General features: G+C 60.4%; 23 protein-coding genes. 13 read left to right on the top strand and 10 right to left on the bottom strand.

Annotation, left to right across the window (positions count from 1 at the left end):
* The first annotated feature begins 39 nt into the window (after positions 1 to 39).
* Positions 40 to 372, top strand: coding sequence for a DUF1294 domain-containing protein (locus tag CRO62_RS24155; RefSeq protein WP_179784614.1), 333 nt, complete (start codon positions 40 to 42; stop codon positions 370 to 372).
* Here CRO62_RS24155 and CRO62_RS24150 read toward each other — a convergent pair.
* On the bottom strand, positions 354 to 863 hold the full coding sequence (locus tag CRO62_RS24150) for a GNAT family N-acetyltransferase (protein ID WP_097102352.1): 510 nt from the start codon (positions 861 to 863) through the stop codon (positions 354 to 356). The two genes, CRO62_RS24155 and CRO62_RS24150, sit on opposite strands and share 19 nt — an antisense overlap.
* A 299-nt stretch (positions 864 to 1,162) precedes the next feature.
* Between CRO62_RS24150 and CRO62_RS24145 the strand changes: the two genes are divergently transcribed.
* Complete coding sequence (locus CRO62_RS24145) at positions 1,163 to 1,420, top strand: YjhX family toxin (RefSeq protein ID WP_097102350.1); 258 nt, start codon at positions 1,163 to 1,165, stop codon at positions 1,418 to 1,420.
* Between the two features lie 58 nt (positions 1,421 to 1,478).
* Here the strand turns inward: CRO62_RS24145 and gatA are convergent, their stop codons facing one another.
* The 3 genes from gatA to CRO62_RS27285 all read right to left on the bottom strand — a co-directional run bounded on the left by gatA (position 1,479) and on the right by CRO62_RS27285 (position 4,134).
* Positions 1,479 to 2,960: an Asp-tRNA(Asn)/Glu-tRNA(Gln) amidotransferase subunit GatA gene (gatA, locus tag CRO62_RS24140; protein WP_003512742.1), complete on the bottom strand. Its 1,482-nt coding sequence runs from the start codon at positions 2,958 to 2,960 to the stop codon at positions 1,479 to 1,481.
* Between the two features lie 56 nt (positions 2,961 to 3,016).
* The gene (gatC, locus tag CRO62_RS24135) at positions 3,017 to 3,304 is read right to left on the bottom strand and encodes an Asp-tRNA(Asn)/Glu-tRNA(Gln) amidotransferase subunit GatC (protein WP_003512734.1); all 288 of its coding nucleotides are present in this window, start codon (positions 3,302 to 3,304) and stop codon (positions 3,017 to 3,019) included.
* A gap of 125 nt (positions 3,305 to 3,429) precedes the next feature.
* Complete coding sequence (locus CRO62_RS27285) at positions 3,430 to 4,134, bottom strand: metal-dependent hydrolase (RefSeq protein ID WP_003512733.1); 705 nt, start codon at positions 4,132 to 4,134, stop codon at positions 3,430 to 3,432.
* 84 nt (positions 4,135 to 4,218) lie between these two features.
* On the opposite strand from CRO62_RS27285, the gene CRO62_RS27280 reads away from it, so the two are divergent.
* Together CRO62_RS27280 and ruvX are read left to right on the top strand one after the other, a co-directional pair.
* Positions 4,219 to 4,521 (top strand): alkylphosphonate utilization protein, encoded by a 303-nt coding sequence (locus CRO62_RS27280; protein ID WP_025593281.1) that lies wholly within the window; start codon positions 4,219 to 4,221, stop codon positions 4,519 to 4,521.
* Between the two features lie 15 nt (positions 4,522 to 4,536).
* Entirely contained in the window at positions 4,537 to 5,016 is a 480-nt protein-coding gene (gene ruvX, locus CRO62_RS24125) for a Holliday junction resolvase RuvX (protein WP_003512731.1), read from the top strand.
* Here the strand turns inward: ruvX and CRO62_RS24120 are convergent.
* The 5 genes from CRO62_RS24120 to CRO62_RS24105 form a co-directional block, all read right to left on the bottom strand.
* Positions 4,968 to 5,285 carry a DUF6105 family protein gene (locus CRO62_RS24120; RefSeq protein WP_097102346.1) on the bottom strand — a complete coding sequence of 106 codons (318 nt, stop codon included), beginning with the start codon at positions 5,283 to 5,285 and terminating at the stop codon, positions 4,968 to 4,970. The genes ruvX and CRO62_RS24120 overlap by 49 nt on opposite strands.
* Positions 5,282 to 5,443: a hypothetical protein gene (locus CRO62_RS27275; protein WP_013635969.1), complete on the bottom strand. Its 162-nt coding sequence runs from the start codon at positions 5,441 to 5,443 to the stop codon at positions 5,282 to 5,284. The genes CRO62_RS24120 and CRO62_RS27275 overlap by 4 nt, the downstream gene beginning before the upstream one ends.
* Positions 5,444 to 5,700: 257 nt before the next feature.
* Entirely contained in the window at positions 5,701 to 6,345 is a 645-nt protein-coding gene (locus CRO62_RS24115) for a TetR/AcrR family transcriptional regulator (protein WP_003512728.1), read from the bottom strand.
* A gap of 135 nt (positions 6,346 to 6,480) precedes the next feature.
* Positions 6,481 to 7,092: a GNAT family N-acetyltransferase gene (locus CRO62_RS24110; protein WP_003512727.1), complete on the bottom strand. Its 612-nt coding sequence runs from the start codon at positions 7,090 to 7,092 to the stop codon at positions 6,481 to 6,483.
* A gap of 139 nt (positions 7,093 to 7,231) precedes the next feature.
* Positions 7,232 to 8,884: an acyl-CoA dehydrogenase family protein gene (locus CRO62_RS24105; protein WP_097102345.1), complete on the bottom strand. Its 1,653-nt coding sequence runs from the start codon at positions 8,882 to 8,884 to the stop codon at positions 7,232 to 7,234.
* Between the two features lie 129 nt (positions 8,885 to 9,013).
* On the opposite strand from CRO62_RS24105, the gene CRO62_RS24100 reads away from it, so the two are divergent.
* Genes CRO62_RS24100 through dprA form a run of 4 tightly spaced genes read left to right on the top strand, consistent with a single transcriptional unit; the run spans position 9,014 to position 13,071 of the window.
* The gene (locus CRO62_RS24100; RefSeq protein WP_003512724.1) at positions 9,014 to 9,955 is read left to right on the top strand and encodes an aspartate carbamoyltransferase catalytic subunit; all 942 of its coding nucleotides are present in this window, start codon (positions 9,014 to 9,016) and stop codon (positions 9,953 to 9,955) included.
* Entirely contained in the window at positions 9,952 to 11,244 is a 1,293-nt protein-coding gene (locus CRO62_RS24095) for a dihydroorotase (RefSeq protein ID WP_097102343.1), read from the top strand. Before CRO62_RS24100 ends, CRO62_RS24095 begins: the two co-directional genes overlap by 4 nt.
* Positions 11,245 to 11,292: 48 nt before the next feature.
* The gene (gene plsY, locus CRO62_RS24090; RefSeq protein ID WP_174001697.1) at positions 11,293 to 11,910 is read left to right on the top strand and encodes a glycerol-3-phosphate 1-O-acyltransferase PlsY; all 618 of its coding nucleotides are present in this window, start codon (positions 11,293 to 11,295) and stop codon (positions 11,908 to 11,910) included.
* A 21-nt stretch (positions 11,911 to 11,931) separates the two neighbouring features.
* The gene (gene dprA, locus CRO62_RS24085; protein WP_097102341.1) at positions 11,932 to 13,071 is read left to right on the top strand and encodes a DNA-processing protein DprA; all 1,140 of its coding nucleotides are present in this window, start codon (positions 11,932 to 11,934) and stop codon (positions 13,069 to 13,071) included.
* On the opposite strand, the gene CRO62_RS24080 is transcribed toward dprA, so the two are convergent.
* Entirely contained in the window at positions 13,027 to 13,257 is a 231-nt protein-coding gene (locus CRO62_RS24080; protein WP_097102339.1) for a hypothetical protein, read from the bottom strand. The genes dprA and CRO62_RS24080 overlap by 45 nt on opposite strands.
* Positions 13,258 to 13,515: 258 nt before the next feature.
* On the opposite strand from CRO62_RS24080, the gene topA reads away from it, so the two are divergent.
* The 5 genes from topA to CRO62_RS24055 are packed head-to-tail and all read left to right on the top strand — an operon-like array spanning position 13,516 to position 20,911.
* On the top strand, positions 13,516 to 16,200 hold the full coding sequence (topA, locus tag CRO62_RS24075; RefSeq protein WP_097102338.1) for a type I DNA topoisomerase: 2,685 nt from the start codon (positions 13,516 to 13,518) through the stop codon (positions 16,198 to 16,200).
* Positions 16,197 to 18,551, top strand: a complete 2,355-nt coding sequence (rnr, locus tag CRO62_RS24070) for a ribonuclease R (protein ID WP_097102336.1) — start codon at positions 16,197 to 16,199, stop codon at positions 18,549 to 18,551. Before topA ends, rnr begins: the two co-directional genes overlap by 4 nt.
* Before the next feature lie 46 nt (positions 18,552 to 18,597).
* A complete protein-coding gene (locus CRO62_RS24065; RefSeq protein ID WP_003512717.1) occupies positions 18,598 to 19,041 on the top strand; it encodes a DUF983 domain-containing protein in 444 nt (147 codons plus the stop codon).
* Between the two features lie 20 nt (positions 19,042 to 19,061).
* Positions 19,062 to 19,730, top strand: a complete 669-nt coding sequence (locus CRO62_RS24060) for an NUDIX domain-containing protein (RefSeq protein WP_097103280.1) — start codon at positions 19,062 to 19,064, stop codon at positions 19,728 to 19,730.
* 17 nt (positions 19,731 to 19,747) lie between these two features.
* The gene (locus tag CRO62_RS24055; RefSeq protein WP_019565488.1) at positions 19,748 to 20,911 is read left to right on the top strand and encodes an MFS transporter; all 1,164 of its coding nucleotides are present in this window, start codon (positions 19,748 to 19,750) and stop codon (positions 20,909 to 20,911) included.
* Positions 20,912 to 20,944 lie beyond the last annotated feature (33 nt).

The raw sequence follows: 20,944 nt of genomic DNA, 5'->3' as shown, positions 1-20,944 counted from the left end.
GATAGGCGTTTTTTACGCTTCTCAGTTTCAATTCACGTCATGACCATGATCGCTCTCTGCTTCATGACCTATATCGCCTTCAATCTTTTCGTCTTTCTTGTCTATTGGTGGGACAAGGAGGCGGCAAGAAACGGTGGCTGGCGCATTCGGGAAAGTACTCTGTTATTGCTTGCTTTCATTGGCGGCAGCATGGGCACAGTCTCGGCTCAACGCCTGCTGCGCCACAAAACCCGCAAGGAACCCTTCCGCAGCATCCTGATATCCATCGTAATTTTACAGGTGGGCCTTGTCGCGTCCCTCGCCATCATGCCGGACTGGCCGATACGGCTTGTAACCGGCCTGCAGACGCTCTCTCAGAATCCCGGCCCATAAAGACCGCTCTCGACCTCGACCAGCTGCTTTTGCAGGCCGACGGATTGCACGTCGCGATCAAGCTTCGGCGCATAGGAGACGGAGAGCCAGTTGACGCTGTAACCGTGATGACGGAAAAAGGCGACCGCCGGTTCGTTCTGCGCATGGGTTTCAAGCCGGATGGTTTCGAAATCACGTTGCAATATCTGCCGTTCGATATCCGCAAGCAGGAGGCTGCCTATACCCCTGCGCTGAAAATCCGGATCGATCCAGAAATCGGAAATCGCCTCGTTGAAATGTTCCCGTGCCGCCCATCCGGCAACCGCGCCGCCGAACTCGGCCACGCGGATGGCAAGCCAGGACGAGCGGGTGAAATTGGAAAAGGCACTGGCTGCGTTATCGTAAAGCGTCGTGGTGATGCCGAGCGCCGTTGTGGCCTGCCGCCATGCCCTGAGGCCGATGGCCGCCAGAACCTCCGCTTCCTGCTCCTGCGCATTGCGAATGACGATCAAGCCGCGCCCTCCATGGCCCAACGAAGTAAAGCACCGGCGATGCGATTCGGCCAGTGCGGGTTTCCACACCTCCCTGCCCGCCCGGTCGGGTGATGCCCGTGGGACTTGACCGCGCAGGTCTCCCCCGCTAACCAAAAAGAGCAAACAAGGAGCTTTTATGTTCGCTCAATCGGAGTCCCGGTAACGGCCCTGCCCGCAAGTTTCTTGCGCGCCGGGCCATGATGAAACCGACCTGGATGCCTTAACGGCACCCGGACTTGTTTTCATGCGTCTAGAAGACGCCGACCGGATTTCCGACAATGGACATTTCCCGCGCCGAACAGCGCATTCTTCACCTGCTCGCCCAGGGCGGCAGCATAGAACTCGTTCGAGACGACCATCACAAAATCGAAAAACTCGCGCTCTATACGCGCGACGGCTGGATTTTCAGCGGCCTCAATCTCCTCACCTTCCGCAAACTGAAACGGAAGCGGGCTATCGCCTCGTCAGGCGGCAAGCCTTACCGCATCACGACGCGTGGCTTGGAACTCGTACGGGGTGAGCTGGACAATCGATAAAAACAAACGGGCGGCACTGATGCCGCCCGTGACAATTATAAAGCTTTTGTTCAGCCGCTTACCACCACTTGGCGGGCGTGAACTTGCCGGCAGCCTGCTCGATGGCATGTGCCGTCTTGAAGAGCGTCTCCTCTTCGAAAGGCTTGCCGATGAGCTGCAGGCCGAGCGGCAGGCCCTTGCCGTCCAGGCCGGCAGGCACCGAAAGGCCGGGAAGACCGGCCATGTTGACCGTGATGGTGAAGACGTCCTGGAGGTACATCTTCACAGGATCGGAAGCGAGTTCCTCATCACCGACAGCGAAGGCGGAAGACGGGGTAATCGGCGCCAGAATGGCGTCGACGCCCTCATGGAAGACGTTTTCGAAATCGCGCTTGATCAGCGTGCGGACCTTTTGCGCCTTCAGGTAATAGGCGTCGTAATAACCGGCTGACAGCACGTAGGTGCCGACCATGATGCGGCGCTGCACTTCCTTGCCGAAACCGGCGGCACGGCTCTTTTCGTACATGTCGGCAATGTCCTTGCCGTCCACGCGCAGGCCGTAACGTACACCGTCATAGCGAGCGAGGTTGGACGAAGCTTCCGCGGGCGCGACAATGTAATAGGCCGGAAGCGCGTATTTGGTGTGCGGCAGCGAGATATCGACCACTTCGGCACCGGCATCGCGCAGCCATTCGACGCCCTTTGCCCAGAGCTTTTCGATCTCTTCCGGCATGCCATCGACGCGATATTCCCTGGGGATACCGATCTTCAGGCCCTTGAGCGACTGGCCGATGGCCTTTTCGTAATCCGGCACCGGCAGGTCGACGGAGGTCGTATCCTTTGCGTCAACGCTCGCCATCGTCTTCAACAGGATAGCGGCGTCGCGCACGTCACGGGCGATGGGGCCGGCCTGATCGAGCGAGGAGGCATAAGCAACGATGCCGTAACGCGAGCAACGGCCATAAGTAGGCTTGATGCCGACGGTGCCGGTAAAGGCCGCCGGCTGGCGGATGGAGCCGCCGGTGTCGGTTGCCGTGGCGCCGGCGCACAGATGCGCGGCAACGGCTGCGGCCGAACCGCCGGAGGAACCACCGGGCACCAGCTTCTGCTCGGAGCCGTTGGCGCGCCAGGGGTTGATGGCCGGACCGTACCAGGAGCTTTCGTTGGACGAGCCCATGGCGAACTCGTCCATGTTGAGCTTGCCGAGCATGACGGCGCCCTGGTCCCAGAGGTTCTGGGTGACGGTCGATTCGTATTTCGGCTTGAAGCCATCGAGAACATGCGAACACGCCTGCGTGTGCACGTCACGGGTGGCGAAAAGGTCCTTCACGCCGAGCGGAACGCCTTCCAGCTCGCCCGCCGCGCCTGCGGCGATGCGGCCATCGGAGGCTTTCGCCATGTCGCGCGCCTTTTCAGGTGTCAAGGCAACATAGGCGTTCAGCGCGCCGTTGGCGGCGTCGATGGCGGCAATATAGGCGTCGGTCAGCTCGAGGGCGGAAAACTCTTTCGCCTTCAGCTTTTCGCGGGCTTCGGCAATGGTCAGGCTCGTCAGGTCGGTCATGGTCGGCAACGGCTTTCGAAAATCTCGGAAAAATCGGGCGGCAAACGGCGGTCGGCTTACTCGACCACTTTCGGAACCATGAAGAAGTCCCGGTCGGTCGCAGGCGCATTGGCGACGATGTCTTCCGCCTTGTTGCCGTCGGTCACGACGTCGGCACGCTTTTTCATATCCACGGGGGTAACGGAGGTCATCGGCTCGACGCCGTCGACATTCACTTCCGAAAGCTGCTCCACGAAACCGAGTATGCCGTTCAGCTGGCCAAGCATATTTTGTGCTTCGTCTTCAGTAACAGCGATACGGGCAAGGCGCGCAACGCGCTTTACGGTGGCGAGATCGACGGACATGGTTCTACTCCGGTCAGAATTTTCCTAACCGCTATAATCACCATGTCCGCCATTCGCAACGGTAGAAAGCATGTCGCGTAAAACTGTGTAGCGGTTTTGCGGTAGCGACACGCGTCAGCAAAATGTCAGAAGGACAGTATTTCGCCCGGCTTCGGCGTGTGGACGCGCGCATCCGAGCCTTCCATGCCGGCCACGAACTTCTCCGGCGTCTGGTCAACGATCGGGAAGGAACCGTAGTGGCAGGGAATGACGTTGGCGAATTTGAAAAAGCGCTGGCAGGCAAGTGCAGCCACCGCACCACCCATGGTGAAGCGGTCGCCGATTGGCACGAGACCGATATCCGGCTGATGCAATTCGTTGATGAGCTTCATGTCGGAGAAAATATCCGTATCGCCCATATGATAGACGGCCGGACCGTCTTCGAAATGCAGCATCAGGCCATTGGCGTTGCCGAGTGAATGGGAAACGCCATCCTCGGTGATCTGGGCGGACGAATGCAGCGCATTGGTGAAGGTTACGGAAAAACCGTCGAAATGTACCGTGCCGCCGGTATTGCCCATATCGACCTTCGCCACGCCCTTGGTGGAAAGCCAGGCGGCGAGATCGGCATTGGCAAGCACCGTCGCGCCCGTTTCGCGAGCAAGCTGGACGGTATCCCCCACATGATCGCCATGGCCGTGGGTCAGGAGAATATGGGTGATGCCTTCAGCCGCGCTTTTCGCATCCTGTCCGGCAAAACCGGGATTGCCGGTGAAAAACGGATCGATAAGGATCTTCGCGCTGCCGTTTTCAAGGCGGAAGGCGGAATGGCCGAGCCAGGTGATTTTCATGGGAAGTTCTCCTTTGTATTGCCCGTATATTATGACATAGGACGGCTTGAACAACCGCACTACCGATATTTCAGAGAGGCGACAATGGCCGCGGATAATGACGATTACGTATATGACGAGGCGACCGGCGAGTGGCGGCCTGCGTCCGAGCTGGCCGCAGAAGCTTCGCGCGCGAACGAAGTGCGCGATGCGGCAGGCAATGTGCTTGCGGATGGCGACCAGGTAACGCTGATCAAGGATCTGAAGGTCAAAGGCACCAATACGGTCATCAAGCAGGGCACCGTCATCAAATCGATCCGCCTGACCGGAAACCCGGAAGAAATCGATTGCAGGCACGAGACGGTCAAGGGTCTGGTGCTGCGCACCGAATTCGTCCGCAAAAGATAAAGGACAGCGCACGACATGGCGATACTCACCATCGAGGAGCTCGCGGAAACGCTTCAGCCGGCACAGGCGATTGCAGGCCTCGACCTTGGGACGAAAACCATCGGGCTTGCCATGTCGGACCTTTCGCGACGCTTCGCCACGCCGCGCCCCGTCATCAAACGGGTCAAATTCACTCGGGATGCCGAAGTGCTGCTGGCCTTTGCCGAAAAGGAAAAGGTATCCGCCTTCATCATCGGCCTGCCCATAAACATGGATGGATCGGCCGGACCACGCGCACAGGCAACACGCGCCTTCGTTCGTACCATGGGGGAAAAAACCGCCCTGCCCTTCATTTTCTGGGATGAACGGCTTTCAACAGTCGCCGCCGAACGTGTGCTTCTGGAAATGGATGTCTCTCGCGCCAAACGGGCCGAACGCATCGATTCGGCAGCCGCAAGCTTCATTCTTCAGGGCGCGCTGGACAGGCTTTCGGCACTCGCCCGCGCAACGGGCTGACGTCCCTGCCACCAATTGGCAATCTGTTTTCGCTTGCGGAAAGCAAGGATCGCAAAAACGATCAGACTGTCGACCGCTATGGCGCGCGCGACCAGCGGCGGCAGGCTCTCCGGCGGCAGGCCGAGGATATCGCCGTAAATCTGGAATACCAGATCATGCGTCTGACGCGTCAGCATGAAGAAGCCGAAGCTCAAGTCATAATAGGATAGCCAGTACCAGCTGCCGAGCACTGCAACGGGACCGGCCCAGAGGATCAAAAACCACTTCATGCAGTCTGCTCCCGCGTGAAAATCGTATCGGGAATGCCAGCAAGCACCGCCCAGCGCACCAGAGCCATCAGGCAAAGGTTAAACGCTGGCGCGTCAATATCCAACGGCAGCATAGCAAAAAACGTCATCATGACGCCCAAAGCTGTCCAGCGGCTCACTTGCGGCTCCCTTATACGCAGTCATTGCGCATGGTTAACATTTTGTTAATGCACACTGGACCGGTAACCATGGCTAAGCAAATGAAAGCTGTCGGTATGGTTAACGGTGGCGGGTCCGGCTGTGGAAAACACCCTCACGAAGCCAACGGTATGCGATGCCGCAAGGTTGCCGGCCCGCTGAAAACATGGTTGATTTTTCGTCAAATAACGGCCGATTTTGTTAAGGCGACAGTCTCGCCCGACTCGTTACGCCGCGCTCAGCCGTAAACGCCGCGCACCAGTCTTTTGACGGCGGTTGCAATCTTGTCCCAGTCCTTGTCCGATTTCAGCGGCACGCCAGCAAACTGGCCGCTGGTTGCGGCGGAAATGACGAGATGCTGGATGGCGGCGAACAACACGGCATTGACGGCTGCGGTATCTACGCCCTTGGGTGCTGCCAGCGATCCGCGCATGCGCTCCAGCCATTTGCCGAGCGATTTGGCACGGGCTTCGGCAAGCTGCCTGACCTGCGGCGAGCCATCCGACACTTCCCAGGCAATGATCTTGCAGACGAGAGGATCGCTGCGCAGCGCATCCATGAAATAAAGCGCCAGCTTTTCCATGAGATCGCCATAGGTCAACAGGAACATGCCGCCGGTATCTTCAGGAATACGGTCCTTCACCCAGGATCCGAGATCCTCGCCGATCGCCTCGATCAACCCTTCCAGACCGCCGAAATAACGGTAGATCAGCTGCTTGTCGCATCCGGCGCGGCGGGCAACGGCATTGATGCCAAAACCCTGAAAGCCCTCTTCGGCCAGAAGCGACCGGGCCGCCTCAAAAATCGCCTTTTCGGTCGCAGCGCGATCCTTGATGCGCTTTTCCGGCTTGTCGGCTGAAATCACCTCTGCGGTCGCCAGCATGCTTCCCTACCCGTCTTTTAAAAGGCCTGACCCAACGGGTTAACAAAGCATGAAGACGAGGACAATGCAGCGCAGCGGCTGGGGAGAAGGTTCCTGTGGATGAGTGAAGATCGAGGACCCGTACCCCGCAAATAATCACTCCAGCGCCATTCCAAACCACACGGTGCCTGGTGTGTCGTGGGTTTCGAGACGTTTGAAGCCGCGGGTTTCCCAAAAGCGAATACCCGCCTGGTTGCGCTCGCTGGCGCCGAGGTGGATGCCGTAGACGTTGTTTTGTCTCGCCATATCCAGCCAGCGCGACAAAAGCCGCGTGCCGCCGCCCTTGCCCTGCGTGCGTGGCAGAAGGTTCAGGTGGATATGGGCCGGAAACGGATCGGTCAGCCAGGTTGGCGTGTGGCGCGGGTGGTGGATGAAATGTGCACGGCGCTGATCGGCGTCCCATGTTTGCTGATCGCCAACGGGGTCGGGATAAAGGGCGCGCAGATGCGGCCACCACTCACGCTCCAGCCGCTCATCATGCAAGGCGGTATCGAGCGCGCCGGCGATGTAACCGCAGACACCCTCTTCGTCTTCCGCCACAAAAACGGCATCGGGCCACAGATGCAGATAGGGCACGGAATAGATATGCCCCACCATGCGGCCATCGCGATAAAGCGGTGTTGCGTCCTGCCCGGCATCGCCGGTGGCAAGACTGATGGCGTAGAGCGCCTCTTCATCTTCAGGACGGGCGGAGCGGAAGGTCAGCATCTGCTATCGTCCTCCATCTCCATGCGCGCGCACGCGCCCAACGACTGAAAGACAGAAATACGCCCCACGCCAACGCCTTTTCTCAAATCCGATACCCCTCCCACAGGGACTGCAGCAACAGCCTTCCACCCTTTATCGGTCAGGACGCGGGCGGATACAATAAATCGATTATATAATTCGGATCAAAGCGAGAATCGAGCATGCCGTAAGTATGTCGCCAACCGCCCGCCAGACGGGTTTCGAGGAAGGCGTCTGCGATCTTGCCGGCACCGAGCCGGCAAAGCTCGGCGGCAGCGGCAGCAAGTGCGAATTGCTCCACCAGCAGGCGTGCAGCCCCCTCATCGCGTTCGGCGAGCGCGATTGCGGCGCGCAGCACATCCGTGGTCTTTTTGCCGGCGGGTCCGAGATCGCGCTCCAGCGTCTGGAAAACGAGATCGAACAGATCCTTGCCGCGCTGAAGAACACGCAGCACATCCAGCGCCATGACGTTGCCTGAGCCTTCCCAGATGGCATTGACCGGCGCTTCGCGGTAGTGGCGGGCAATCGGCCGTTCTTCCACATAGCCGTTGCCGCCAAGGCACTCCATCGCCTCGTAGATCAACGCCGGGGCGATCTTGCAGCACCAGTATTTCACAATCGGCGTCATCACCCGCGCATAGGCCGCCTCGGCGGCATTGTTGCGGGCGGCATCGAATGCCGATGCCAGCCGGAAGGAGAGTGCCGTCGCGGCTGCGACATCCAGCGCCATATCGGCGAGAACGCGCGTCATTATCGGCTGGCTGACCAGCGTCTTGCCGAAGACGGAACGGCCGCGTGCGAAATGCACGGCTTCGGCGAGCGAAGCGCGCATCATGCCGGCGGATGCCAAAGCGCAATCGAGCCGCGTCAGCGTCACCATGTCGAGAATAGTGCGCACACCGCTGCCGGGTTCACCCAGAAGATAACCGAAAGCATCGGTGAACTCGACTTCGGCGGAGGCGTTGGAGCGGTTGCCGAGCTTGTCCTTCAGGCGCTGGAAATGCAGGCCGTTGGCGGAACCGTCTTCCAGATAACGCGGCACCAGGAAACAGCCCATGCCGTCGCCCATCTGCGCCAGCATGACGAAACCGTCGCTCATCGGCGCGGACAGGAACCATTTGTGGCCGGACAGGCGATAGATGCCCTCGCCCACCCGCTCCGCCGTGGTGCGGTTGGCGCGCACATCCGTGCCGCCCTGCTTTTCCGTCATGCCCATGCCGACGGTGACGGCGGTTTTCTGCAAGGCCGGTTTCTGCGAGGAATCATATTTCCGCGACAGTATCTTCGGCACCCATTCCTTCTGCACACGCGACGAGGTCATGATGGCGGCAACGGAGGCGCTGGTCATGGTCAACGGGCAGAGATGCCCGGCCTCGAGCTGCGAGGTCAGATAAAATTTGGTGGCGCGCGCCTTGTGTTCATTGCCGCGCGTTTCGGCTGCATTTTCCCAGACGCTGGAATGAAGACCCGATGACATGGAACGGCGCATCAGCGCGTGCCATGCGGGATGGAACTCAACCTGATCGAGACGTTCCCCGCGCGGGCCATGCGTGTGCAGCTGCGGCACGCCCTGATTGGCCATGCGCGCCAGTTCCTGCGCCTCGTGCGAGGTGACGTAACGGCCGAGCTGGTCGAACTCGTCCCTCAGATTGCGTGACAGGCCGGATGTGAGGTCGACGATCAGCGGATCGGAACGATAGGCATTGATACCGGACCATAGGCTAGGCTGGTTTAGTTCGGCGAGCGATTCTTCTGTCCGGTTCATGCCTGTCATTCGCATCCTTCTATCGGGATTCGTGCTTTATTGCGTGTATATGCCAAAACCCGGCTTATCGCATGCTTGCCCGCAAAGCCACCTGTCTTTATAGACCCGTTGACTATTGCGACCCGGAGGACAATTTCCATGGTCTATTTTCCCCACCGCCATCTCCTCGGCATCAAGGGGCTTTCCCATCAGGATATAACCCTGCTTCTCGACAAGGCCGACGAAGCGGTGAAAATCAGCCGTCAGCGCGAGAAAAAAACCTCGACGCTTCGGGGCCTCACGCAGATCAACCTGTTCTTCGAAGCTTCGACCCGGACACAATCCTCCTTCGAACTTGCCGGAAAACGGCTTGGCGCCGATGTGATGAACATGTCGGTCAGCAATTCCTCGGTGAAGAAGGGCGAAACGCTGATCGACACGGCGATGACGCTGAACGCCATGCGCCCCGATGTGCTGATCGTGCGTCACTCCTCGGCCGGTGCCGCAGCCCTTCTCGCGCAGAAGGTTGCCTGCTCCGTGGTCAATGCCGGCGACGGCCAGCATGAACACCCGACGCAGGCCCTTCTCGACGCGCTGACCATTCGCCGCGCCAAGGGTGATCTTTCGGGAATAACGGTGGCGATCTGCGGCGACGTGCTGCATTCGCGCGTTGCCCGCTCCAACATCATCCTGCTCAACCAGATGGGCGCGCGCGTGCGCGTCGTGGCTCCCGCGACGCTTCTTCCCTCCGGTATCCGCGACATGAGCGTCGAGGTCTTCCATGACATGAAGGAAGGCCTGAAGAACGCCGATGTTGTGATGATGCTGCGCCTGCAGCGCGAGCGCATGTCCGGCTCCTTCGTGCCTTCGGTGCGCGAATATTTCCACTATTACGGTCTCGATGCCGAAAAGTTGAAGGCAGCGAAAGAAGACGCGCTGGTCATGCATCCCGGCCCGATGAACCGTGGCGTGGAAATCTCCTCCGAAGTGGCTGATGGTCCGCAGAGCGTCATCGAAAGCCAGGTGGAAATGGGGGTTGCCGTGCGCATGGCCGTCATGGAAACCCTGCTTGTCTCGCAAAATCAGGGTGAGCGCGTATGAGTGCCGTGACCGTTCTCAAAAACCTTCGCATCGTTGATCCCTCCCGCAATCTGGACGAGGTGGGCAGCATCGTCATCGGTGCCGATGGCACGATCCTCGCTTCCGGCGGGCAGGCACACAACCAGGGTGTGCCCGAGGGTGCGACGGTTCGCGACTGCAAGGGACTGCTGGCCGTTCCCGGTCTGGTGGATGCCCGCGTCTTTGTCGGTGAGCCGGGCGGCGAACACCGTGAAACCATCGAATCCGCATCGCGCGCGGCAGCGGCCGGCGGCGTCACCAGCATCATCGTCATGCCGGACACCGACCCTGTTATCGACGACATTGCGCTGGTCGAATACGTAAAAAAGGCGGCACGCGACAAGGCGCTCGTCAATGTGCATCCCGCCGCAGCCCTGACCAAGGGCCTCAACGGCGAGGAAATGACCGAGATCGGCATGCTGAAGGAAGCCGGTGCGGTTGCCTTCACCAATGGCCGCAGGGCGCTTTCCGACACGCTGGTGCTGCGCCGCGCCATGACCTATGCGCGCGAACTGGGTACGGTGATTGCACTTGAGACCCGCGACAAATATATCGGCGGCGGCGACATGAACGAGGGGCTTTTCGCAAGCTGGCTCGGTCTGTCCGGAATCCCCAAGGAAGCCGAAATCATTCCGCTGGAGCGCGACCTGCGCATTGCCGGTCTGACGCAGGCGATCTACCACGCCGCCAAGATTTCCGTGCCGGAATCGGCAGAAGCGATCCGTCTTGCCCGGCAGCGGGGCGTCAAGGCGACCTGCGGCATCTCGATCAACCATCTGACGCTGAACGAGAACGATATCGGGGAATACCGTACCTTCTTCAAGCTCTCACCTCCCTTGCGAGCCGAAGACGACCGCAAGGCCATGGTCGAGGCGCTGAAGGACGGCACGATCGACATCATCGTTTCCTCGCACGACCCGCAGGATGTGGACACCAAGCGCCTGCCATTCTCAGATGCGGCAAGCGGTGCGGTGGGGCTGGAAACCATGCTGGCGGCGGCGCTTCGCCTTCACCACAGCGGCGAGGTTCCGCTGATGCGGCTGATCGATGCGCTTTCCACCCGCCCGGCGAAAATCTTCGGACTGGATGCAGGAACGCTTAAAGCCGGCGCGAAAGCCGATATCACGCTGATCGACCTCGATGAGCCTTGGCTGGTTGCGAGAGATCAACTGGTGTCGAAATCCAAGAATACGCCGTTCGAGGATGCCCGTTTCAGCGGCCGCGCTGTCGCCACTTATGTGGCTGGCAAAGCGGTTCATTCCTTGGCATAAGATCACGGACATGGGATCACGCAGGCGCGCGACGAGAGGGAACGTTGAATGAGTGCTTTGACTGACTGGCAGACGGCGCCTGCCCTTCTCGCCCTTGCGGCGCTGATTGGCTATCTATTCGGCTCGATACCCTTCGGCCTGCTTCTTACCCGCATGGCGGGGCTGGGCGATGTGCGCAAGATTGGTTCCGGCAATATTGGCGCCACCAATGTGCTGCGCACGGGCAACAAGAAGCTCGCCGCAGCGACATTGCTGCTCGATGCGCTGAAGGGCACCACCGCAGTGCTCGTCGCCAATGCGCTCTGGGGTTACGAGGCGTCGCTGGTTGCCGGTTTCTTTGCCTTTCTCGGCCATCTGTTTCCGGTGTGGCTCGGCTTTAAAGGCGGCAAGGGCGTTGCCGTCTATATCGGCGTGCTTCTCGGCGCTGCACCCCTGATGATGCTGGCTTTTGCGCTGATCTGGCTCGCAACAGCGTTCATCACCCGGTATTCCTCGCTGTCGGCGCTGGTTGCCATGCTTGTGATCCCGGTCGCCCTCTGGATAGTCGGGCCTGAAAAGACGGCACTGCTGGTAACGTTGCTTAGCGTGATTTCCTGGTGGAAACACCGGGAAAACATCGCACGGCTTCTGGCCGGCACGGAAAGCAGGATCGGGCAAAAGGGCTAAGGCCCGCTTTAGGGATACGTCATGCCGCATGAGGAAACGACACGGCAGGGCATCGAGCTTTCCGCGCGGCAGCGGGTCGCATGGCTTCGGTTGATCCGCAGCGACAATATCGGCCCCGTCACCTTCCGCGAACTCATCAATCATTTTGGCAGCGCTGAAAAAGCGCTCTCTGCCCTGCCCGAGCTTTCAAGGCGCGGCGGTTCATCGCGCAGCCCGCGCATTGCCACACAGGCGGAAGCGGAAGCCGAAATCGAAGTCGCAGACACATTCGGCGCTCGTTTCGTCGGCATCGGTGAGCCGGACTATCCGCCTGCCCTGCGACAGCTCGACGGCGCACCGCCACTGATCGCCATGAAGGGATCGGCATGCACCGCAACAAGACCTTGCGTCGGCATTGTCGGATCACGTAACGCCTCCATCAACGGCGCGAAATTCGCCGCGATGCTGGCGCGCGATTGCGGTCGTGCGGGCTATACGATCGCTTCCGGGCTGGCGCGCGGCATCGATGCGGCAGCACACCGGGCGAGCCTCGCAACCGGCACGGTGGCCATGCTGGCGGGCGGTCTCGATCGTCCCTACCCGCAGGAAAATTTCGAGCTCTTGCAGGACATCTACGAACAGGGCGGCGCGACGATCAGCGAAATGCCCTTCGGCTGGGAGCCACGCGCGCGGGATTTCCCCCGCCGCAACCGGCTGATATCAGGCGTCTCGCTCGGCGTCGTCATAGTGGAAGCGGCGGAACGCTCCGGTTCGCTGATCACGGCGCGGCTTGCCGGCGAAGCGGGCCGGCTGGTTTTCGCCGTGCCAGGCTCCCCACTCGACGCGCGCTGCGAAGGCACCAACCGGCTGATCAAGGAAGGCGCGATGCTGACCACGGGGGCGGCCGATATTCTCGATGCGCTACGACCGCTGATGGAACCGCAATTGCCCTATGACCGCAAGGTCGAGGAACCACGATCCGATGAGGAGATGTCACCGCCTGGAGATGACGAGCGCAGCATCGTTGCCGCCGCTCTCGGGCACTCGCCCGTCGAAACGGACGATATCATTCGCCACACGGGTTTTTCCGCAGCCACGGTTCACATGGTGCTGCTGGAACTCGATATTGCCGGGCGGTTAAACCGGCACGCCGGGGGGCGGGTTTCGCTCCTCGCGGATTGAAAGCTTGCGCCGCCCGCTCTGGATATCGCCGACTTCCACATAGGCCATTTCAATCAGATAGCACAGCATGTCGGCGCCCTCGCGATTGGCGACGAGCCTCAGTTCCGCGAGCATCTGGCGAATGTAAGCCAAGTTCTCTCTGGTCCCTTCACTATCGGCATTATTGTTTGTTGCGTTCGGGACCATATATCTATCCTGGAAATTCAACCTGAAACAAAGAGCATTACGTCAATTCAAATCATGTTGGTCACTATAACCAATTTACCAAAGATTGCAATACAACGATAGATTATCCATAGGTTGCAATCGCCTTGGAGCGATAAAATCGGGCTTGCCTCTTGACCCGCGCGCATTACCTGTCCATGTCGAATTATAAAGAAGGCGAATTGCGGGATTATGCCGTGATCCGGCTATGTTAACGGACCAGTTCCAGAGAAAAACAATATGAATGTCGTCGTCGTAGAATCTCCTGCCAAAGCCAAGACGATCAACAAGTATCTTGGTCCGGGCTACAAGGTTCTTGCATCCTTTGGCCACGTCCGGGACCTTCCTGCCAAGGACGGATCTGTGCTGCCCGACCAGGACTTCGAAATGTCCTGGGAGGTCGATAGCGCATCCGCCAAGCGCATGAAGGACATTGCCGACGCGGTGAAATCCTCCGACGGCCTGTTTCTCGCAACCGACCCGGATCGCGAGGGTGAAGCGATTTCCTGGCATGTGCTTGATCTCTTGAAGAAGAAGCGCGTTCTCGGCGACAAGCCGGTGAAGCGCGTTGTCTTCAACGCCATCACCAAAAAGGCGGTACTGGACGCGATGGCGAACCCGCGCGACATCGACGTGCCGCTGGTCGATGCCTATCTTGCCCGCCGTGCGCTGGATTATCTCGTCGGTTTCAACCTGTCGCCGGTTTTGTGGCGCAAGCTGCCGGGCGCCCGTTCCGCCGGCCGCGTGCAGTCCGTTTCGCTGCGTCTCGTCTGCGACCGCGAAGCCGAGATCGAGCGTTTTGTCTCCGAGGAATACTGGAACATCAGCGCGCTGTTGAAGACACCGCGCGGTGACGAGTTCGAGGCGAAGCTGGTTTCCGCCGATGGCAAGAAGCTGCAAGGCCGTTCGATCAAGACCGGAGATGACGCCAATCGCCTGAAGGCGCTCCTGGAGGGCGCGACCTATATTGTCGATACGGTCGAGGCGAAACCCGTCAAGCGCAATCCCGGGCCGCCCTTCACCACCTCGACGCTGCAGCAGGCTGCCTCCTCGCGCATGGGCTTTTCCGCCTCGCGCACCATGCAGGTGGCCCAGAAGCTTTATGAAGGTATCGACATCGGCGGCGAAACCGTTGGTTTGATCACCTATATGCGTACCGACGGCGTGCAGATGGCGCCGGAGGCGATCGATGCCGCACGCCGCGCCATCGGCGAGCAGTTCGGCGACCGCTATGTGCCGGAAAAGGCGCGCTTCTACTCGACCAAGGCAAAGAACGCGCAGGAAGCGCACGAAGCTATCCGTCCGACCGATTTCAACCGCACACCGGAGCAGGTTAAGCGTTACCTCGATCCAGACCAGCTGCGTCTATACGACCTGGTCTGGAAGCGCGGCATCGCCAGCCAGATGGCGTCGGCTGAAATCGAGCGCACCACCGTGGAAATTCTGGCGGACAAGGACGGTGAAAAGGCCGGGCTTCGTGCCGTCGGTTCCGTCATCCGCTTCGACGGCTTCATTGCCGCCTATACCGACCAGAAAGAAGATGGCGAGCAAAGCGACGACGGTGACGATGAAGGCCGCCTGCCGCAGATCAATGCCCGCGAGAACCTCGCCAAGCAGAAGATCAACGCCAGCCAGCACTTCACCGAGCCGCCGCCGCGTTATTCTGAAGCCTCGCTCATCAAGAAGATGGAAGAACTCGGCATCGGCCGTCCTTCCACCTATGCGGCGACACTGAAGACGCTAAGCGACCGCGAATATATCATCATCGACAAGCGCAAGCTCATTCCCCATTCGCGCGGACGGCTGGTGACGGCTTTCCTCGAAAGCTTCTTTGCCAAATATGTCGAATACGACTTCACCGCCGATCTGGAAGAAAAGCTCGACCGCATTTCCGCAGGCGAACTGGACTGGAAGCAGGTGCTGCGCGATTTCTGGAAGGATTTCTTCGCGCAGATCGAAGATACCAAGGAATTGCGCGTCACCAACGTGCTGGATGCGCTCAATGAAGTTCTGGCCCCGCTGGTCTTCCCCAAGCGTGAGGACGGTTCCGATCCGCGCATCTGTCAGGTTTGCGGCACCGGCAATCTTTCGCTGAAGCTCGGCAAATATGGCGCTTTCGTCGGTTGCTCCAATTATCCGGAGTGCAACTTTACCCGCCAGCTCACGTCCGATGGCTCGGAAGCCGAAGCTTCCGTGTCCAACGAGCCGAAAGCGCTGGGTGCCGATCCGATGACCGGCGAGGAGTTGACGCTTCGGTCTGGCCGTTTCGGCCCGTACATCCAGCGCGGCGATGGCAAGGAAGCCAAGCGCTCCTCGCTGCCAAAGGGCTGGAAGCCTGAGGACATCGACCACGAAAAGGCGCTGGCGCTCATCAACCTGCCGCGCGATATCGGCAAGCATCCCGAAACCGGCAAGATGATTTCCGCCGGGCTTGGCCGCTACGGACCCTTCCTGTTGCATGACGGTTCCTATGCCAACCTCGAAAGCATCGAAGACGTGTTCTCGATCGGCCTCAACCGTGCCGTTACCGTCATTGCAGAGAAGCAGAGCAAGGGACCGGGGCGCGGCCGCAACGGCACGCCTGCGGCGCTGAAGGAACTGGGTGATCACCCCGATGGCGGCCCGATCACCGTCCGCGACGGGCGTTACGGCGCTTACGTCAACTGGGGCAAGGTCAACGCCACCATTCCAAAGGGGCAGGATCCGACCTCCGTGACGCTGGACGAATCGCTGGTGCTGATTGCCGAGCGCATCGCCAAGACCGGAACCGGCGGCAAGCCCGCCAAGGCCAAGAAACCTGCTGCCAAGAAGGCCGATGGCGACACAGCCGCAAAGCCGAAGGCGACAAAAGCCAAGGCCGCAACGAAAAGCAAGACGGCTGCCAAGCCGAAAGCCGCAGCCAAACCCAAGAAGGCAGAATCGTGAGCAAGGCGCCGCGTCAGAGACAGGGTTCCGCCAGCGACGGCTTCGGACGTACCGGGCGCGGCAAGCGGGCAAATGAAGGTGAAGGCATCATCCATGGCAAGGTGCCTTCCCGCGAAGTGCTGCTGAAATTCATCGCCGAGCATCCGCAGCAGGCCTCCAAGCGCGAAATCGCCAAAGCTTTCGGGCTGAAGGGCGACGACCGCGTTGTGCTCAAGGCACTGCTGAAGGAGCTTGAAAGCGACGGCATGGTGCAGAAGAGCCGCAAGACGCTGACGCGACCGGGTGGCCTGCCGCCGGTGACGGTTCTCGACATCACCACCCGCGACAAGGACGGCGAATTGATCGGCCGGCCTGCCGAATGGCCTGAAGATCAGGGCGCGGCTCCCGCCGTACTCATCCGCCAGTCCTCGCAGGATCGCAGTAAGAAAGCCCCGGCCGCCGGTCTCGGCGATCGCATTCTGGCAAAAATCTTCCCCTCCAAGGACAGCGTCGGCCCGGCCTACACGGCCCGCGTCGTCAAGCTGATCGACCGTCGTCAGAACGCGCTGCTTGGCGTGTTCAAGGAAACGGAAGGCGGCGGCGGACGCCTGATGCCGATCGACCGGCGCGGTGAGGAAATGGTCATCGACCCCGAGGGTGTCGGCGATGCCAAGGACGGCGACCTGATCGAGGTGGAAACCTCGCGCAACAGCGGTCGCTACGGCCTGACACGCGCAAAGGTTCTTTCGGTCGTCGGCTCAGTCGCCTCGGAAAAGGCGATCTCGATGATCGCGATCCATGCCCACGGTATTCCGCACATCTTCCCGCCGAATGTTCTGGCCGAGGCGGATGCCGCAAAGCCCGCGACCATGTCGCACCGCGAAGACTGGCGCGACCTGCCGCTGATCACGATCGATCCGGCCGACGCCAAGGACCATGACGACGCGGTCTATGCCGAACTCGACCCCTCGCCCGACAATCCTGATGGAGTGATCGTCACCGTCGCCATCGCCGACGTGTCATGGTATGTGCGATCAGGCGCACCGCTCGACCGCGAGGCGCTGAAGCGCGGTAACTCCGTCTATTTCCCTGATCGTGTCGTGCCGATGCTGCCGGAACGCATCTCCAACGACCTCTGCTCGCTGAAGGAAGGCGTCGACCGCCCTGCCCTTGCTGTGCGGATGACTTTCTCGAAGGAAGGCCGCAAGGCGAGCCACACTTTCCATCGCATCATGATGAAGAGTGCCGCCAAGCTCTCCTACCAGCAGGCGCAGGCCGCAATCGACGGCCGCCCGGACGACAAGACCGGCACGCTGCTGGAGCCGATCCTGAAGCCGCTGTGGCACGCCTATGCCGTGATGAAGCGCGGCCGCGACCGCCGCCAACCGCTGGAACTCGACATGCCGGAGCGCAAGATCCAGCTCAGGCCCGACGGCACGGTGGACAAGGTCGTCATTCCCGAACGCCTCGACGCGCACAAGCTGATCGAGGAAATGATGATCCAGGCGAACGTCGCCGCCGCCGAGACGCTGGAAAAGAAAAAGCAGCGGCTGGTCTACCGCGTGCATGACGCCCCCACACTCACCAAGCAGGAAGTGCTGCGCGAATTCCTCGGCACCATCGGCATTTCCATGGCCAAGGGTGTCGCGATGCGCGCCAATTCCTTCAACGGCATTCTGGCGCGCGCACTCGACACGCCGCACCAGATCATGGTCAACGAGATGGTGCTGCGCAGCCAGAGCCAGGCGATCTACAGTCCGGAAAATATCGGCCATTTCGGCCTGAACCTGATGAAGTACGCGCATTTCACCTCACCGATCCGCCGTTATGCCGATCTGATCGTGCATCGCGCGCTGGTCGGATCGCTAGGCCTCGGCGAAGGCGGCATCACCCCGCAGGAAGAGGCGACGCTGGACGATATCGCCGCCGAAATCTCGACCTTCGAGCGCCGTGCCATGGCCGCCGAGCGCGACACCATCAACCGGCTGATCGCGCACCATCTTTCCGAACGCGTCGGTGAAGAGTTCGACGGCCGCGTCGCGGGTGTCACGAAGGCGGGACTATTTGTCGCGCTGCCGCAGTTTGGCGCCGACGGGTTTGTTCCTATATCTACACTTGGAACCGACTATTTCCTCTACGACGAAGCCCATCAGGCTCTGACGGGGGAAAAGACGGGGCTCGGTTATCAGCTTGGCGATACGGTTCAGGTGCGGCTTGCAGAAGCGGTACCGTTGGCTGGTGCGCTGCGGTTTGAAATGCTGAGCCCGGGGCGCAAGATGCCGGTCGGCTCGCGGTCGTTCCACAAGGCAGGCCGGCGGACATCACGTCCTTCCGCCAAGCCGGGAACAAGGCCGCCGAGAGGACGTCGGTAAAAAGACCGCGTCAAGCGGTTAAGACAAACGGGAGAAGGACTTCAGGATGAGTGCAAATCAGGGCTCGGAAACGGTTACCTTCGGAGATGGAAGCGCGGAGCGTCCGCTTGGCCGCTCGATCATGCGGGGTATGGCCAATCGCTGCCCGGCCTGTGGCAGCGGTCGCCTGTTTCGGGCCTTCCTGAAGCCGGTGGACAATTGCGCGGCCTGCGGCGAGGAAATGCATCATCACCGCTCCGACGACCTGCCGCCCTATATTTCCATCGTCATCATCGGCCATATCGCCGTTGGCGGCTTCATGATGACCGATCTCGTGCTTTCCGTTCCCATGTGGGTGCACTTCGCCATCTGGGTGCCTATCACCATTCTGGCCGCGCTTCTGACGCTGCAACCGATCAAGGGTGGCGTCATCGGCCTGCAATGGGCGCTTAGAATGCACGGCTTCGACGGAAAACAGCCAAAAGTGCAGATAGACGGCTCCTCCCACTGACGGCGGGCGGGAATTTGCGCGTGTCCGAGCTTCCCTCGAGCACCCAGGCGGCGAGCGGCCCCCTGCGGCCGCGCGATGCCGCCTCGATCATCCTGTTTGATCGTTCCGGCCCTGCTATTCGCGTGCTGATGGGCCGGCGCACTAATGCCCACATATTCATGCCAGGCGCTTACGTGTTTCCCGGTGGCAAACGCGATCCGCGCGACCACGCCCTGCCCTTCTCCGGCGATCTGCACCCCGCCGTGCTGCGCAGCCTCACCACGTCTGCTGCGCGCCGCCTGAGCGCTGCCGGGGCACGGGCGCTGGCGCTTGCCGCCGCGCGCGAGCTCCTGGAGGAAACCGGCGTCGATATGGGCATGGACGCTGACGGTCCGGACCTTTCGCGTTTTCGATATGTGGCGCGCGCGATCACCCCGCCCGGCAATATCAGGCGCTACGACACGCGATTCTTTTGCTGTTACGCCGACGAGTTGCGGCTGGATACCCGGCTAATCAGAGATTCAGATGAGCTGCACAATGTGCAATGGCTTGACATGACAGCGCTTTCCAGTCTGAACATGCCGAAAATCACACGCACGGTTCTCGAAGATGTCACAAAACTCATGATAGGTGATCCGTCACTGCCCTTTGAAAGCCCCGCGCGGCTCTATGTCACGCGCCACGGCCGATTCATTCGAGACTTTGTATAAAGGCCGTCATGTCACAAATGAAATGCGAAGCGGACGCCATTCACTGGCCCTCACTGATCGCCGCCATCTCCGCCATCAGCGCGGTCGGTGTCGCCATCGGCCTTGGCCTGCCGCTCCTGTCGATCATCCTTGAGAAGCGCGGCATCTCCTCCACCATGATCGGGGTAAATTCGGCAATGGCCGGCGTTGCGGCGATGATGGCAGCGCCGGTGACCACCAAGATCGCCCATGATTTCGGCGTGGCGCGAACGATGCTATTTGCCGTTGTCGTGTCGGCTCTGAGTGCGCTCTGTTTCTATTTCGCCGATGCCTTCTGGATGTGGTTTCCGCTGCGAATCGTCTTCCATGGCGCAACCACCACGCTGTTCATCCTCTCCGAATACTGGATCAACATGACCGCGCCGCCGAAAAAACGCGGCATGGTTCTCGGCATCTACGCCACCGGACTTGCGGTTGGCTTTGCGGTTGGCCCGTTGTTGTTTTCCGTGGTCGGCAGCGATGGCATCCTGCCATTTCTGGTCGGGGCGGCAATCATCCTGCTTGCCGCGATCCCGATCTTCCTCGCGCGTGGCGAAAGCCCGGAGCTGAGCGAAAGGCCGAACCACCATTTCGCCCGTTATATATGGCTGGTGCCGATGGCTTCTGCGGCGGCCTTCGTGTTCGGCGCCGTGCAAGCGGGCGGTCTGTCGCTCTTTCCCATCTATGCGACCCGCGAAGGCTTCAACGAATCGCAGGCGGCACTTCTGCTGACCGTGATGGGCATCGGCAACATGGTCTTCCAGATACCGATCGGCCTGCTTTCGGACCGAATGAAGGACCGGCGCACAATGCTGGCGCTGATGGCCTTTGCGGGCGTTTGCGGCACGCTGGCGCTGCCCTTGCTGGTTGATAGATGGATTCTCGTCGCGGCCCTGTTGCTGTTCTGGGGCGGCCTCGTATCCGGCATGTATACCGTCGGCCTTACCCATCTGGGATCGCGTCTCAAAGGGGCCGATCTGGTGGCCGCCAACGCCGCCTTCATCTTCTGCTATGCCATGGGCACCATAGCCGGACCACAGGCCGTCGGCATTTCCATGGATGTTGCGGGTACCGATGGTTTCGCCTGGGCGCTTGCCGTGTTTTTCGGGCTTTACGTGGTGCTTTATGCCTTCCGTTTTGTTTTCAGGGCAAAACAGACTTGACTTTTCAGGCGCGATACGTAGTTTCGCGCCAGA

The organism is Rhizobium sp. AN6A, from assembly GCF_900215635.1.
In the GTDB taxonomy this organism is placed as follows: Bacteria; Pseudomonadota; Alphaproteobacteria; order Rhizobiales; family Rhizobiaceae; genus Agrobacterium; species Agrobacterium tumefaciens.
Note: the sequence above shows the minus strand (reverse complement) of the source record. Positions and strands in the feature narration are given on the sequence as shown.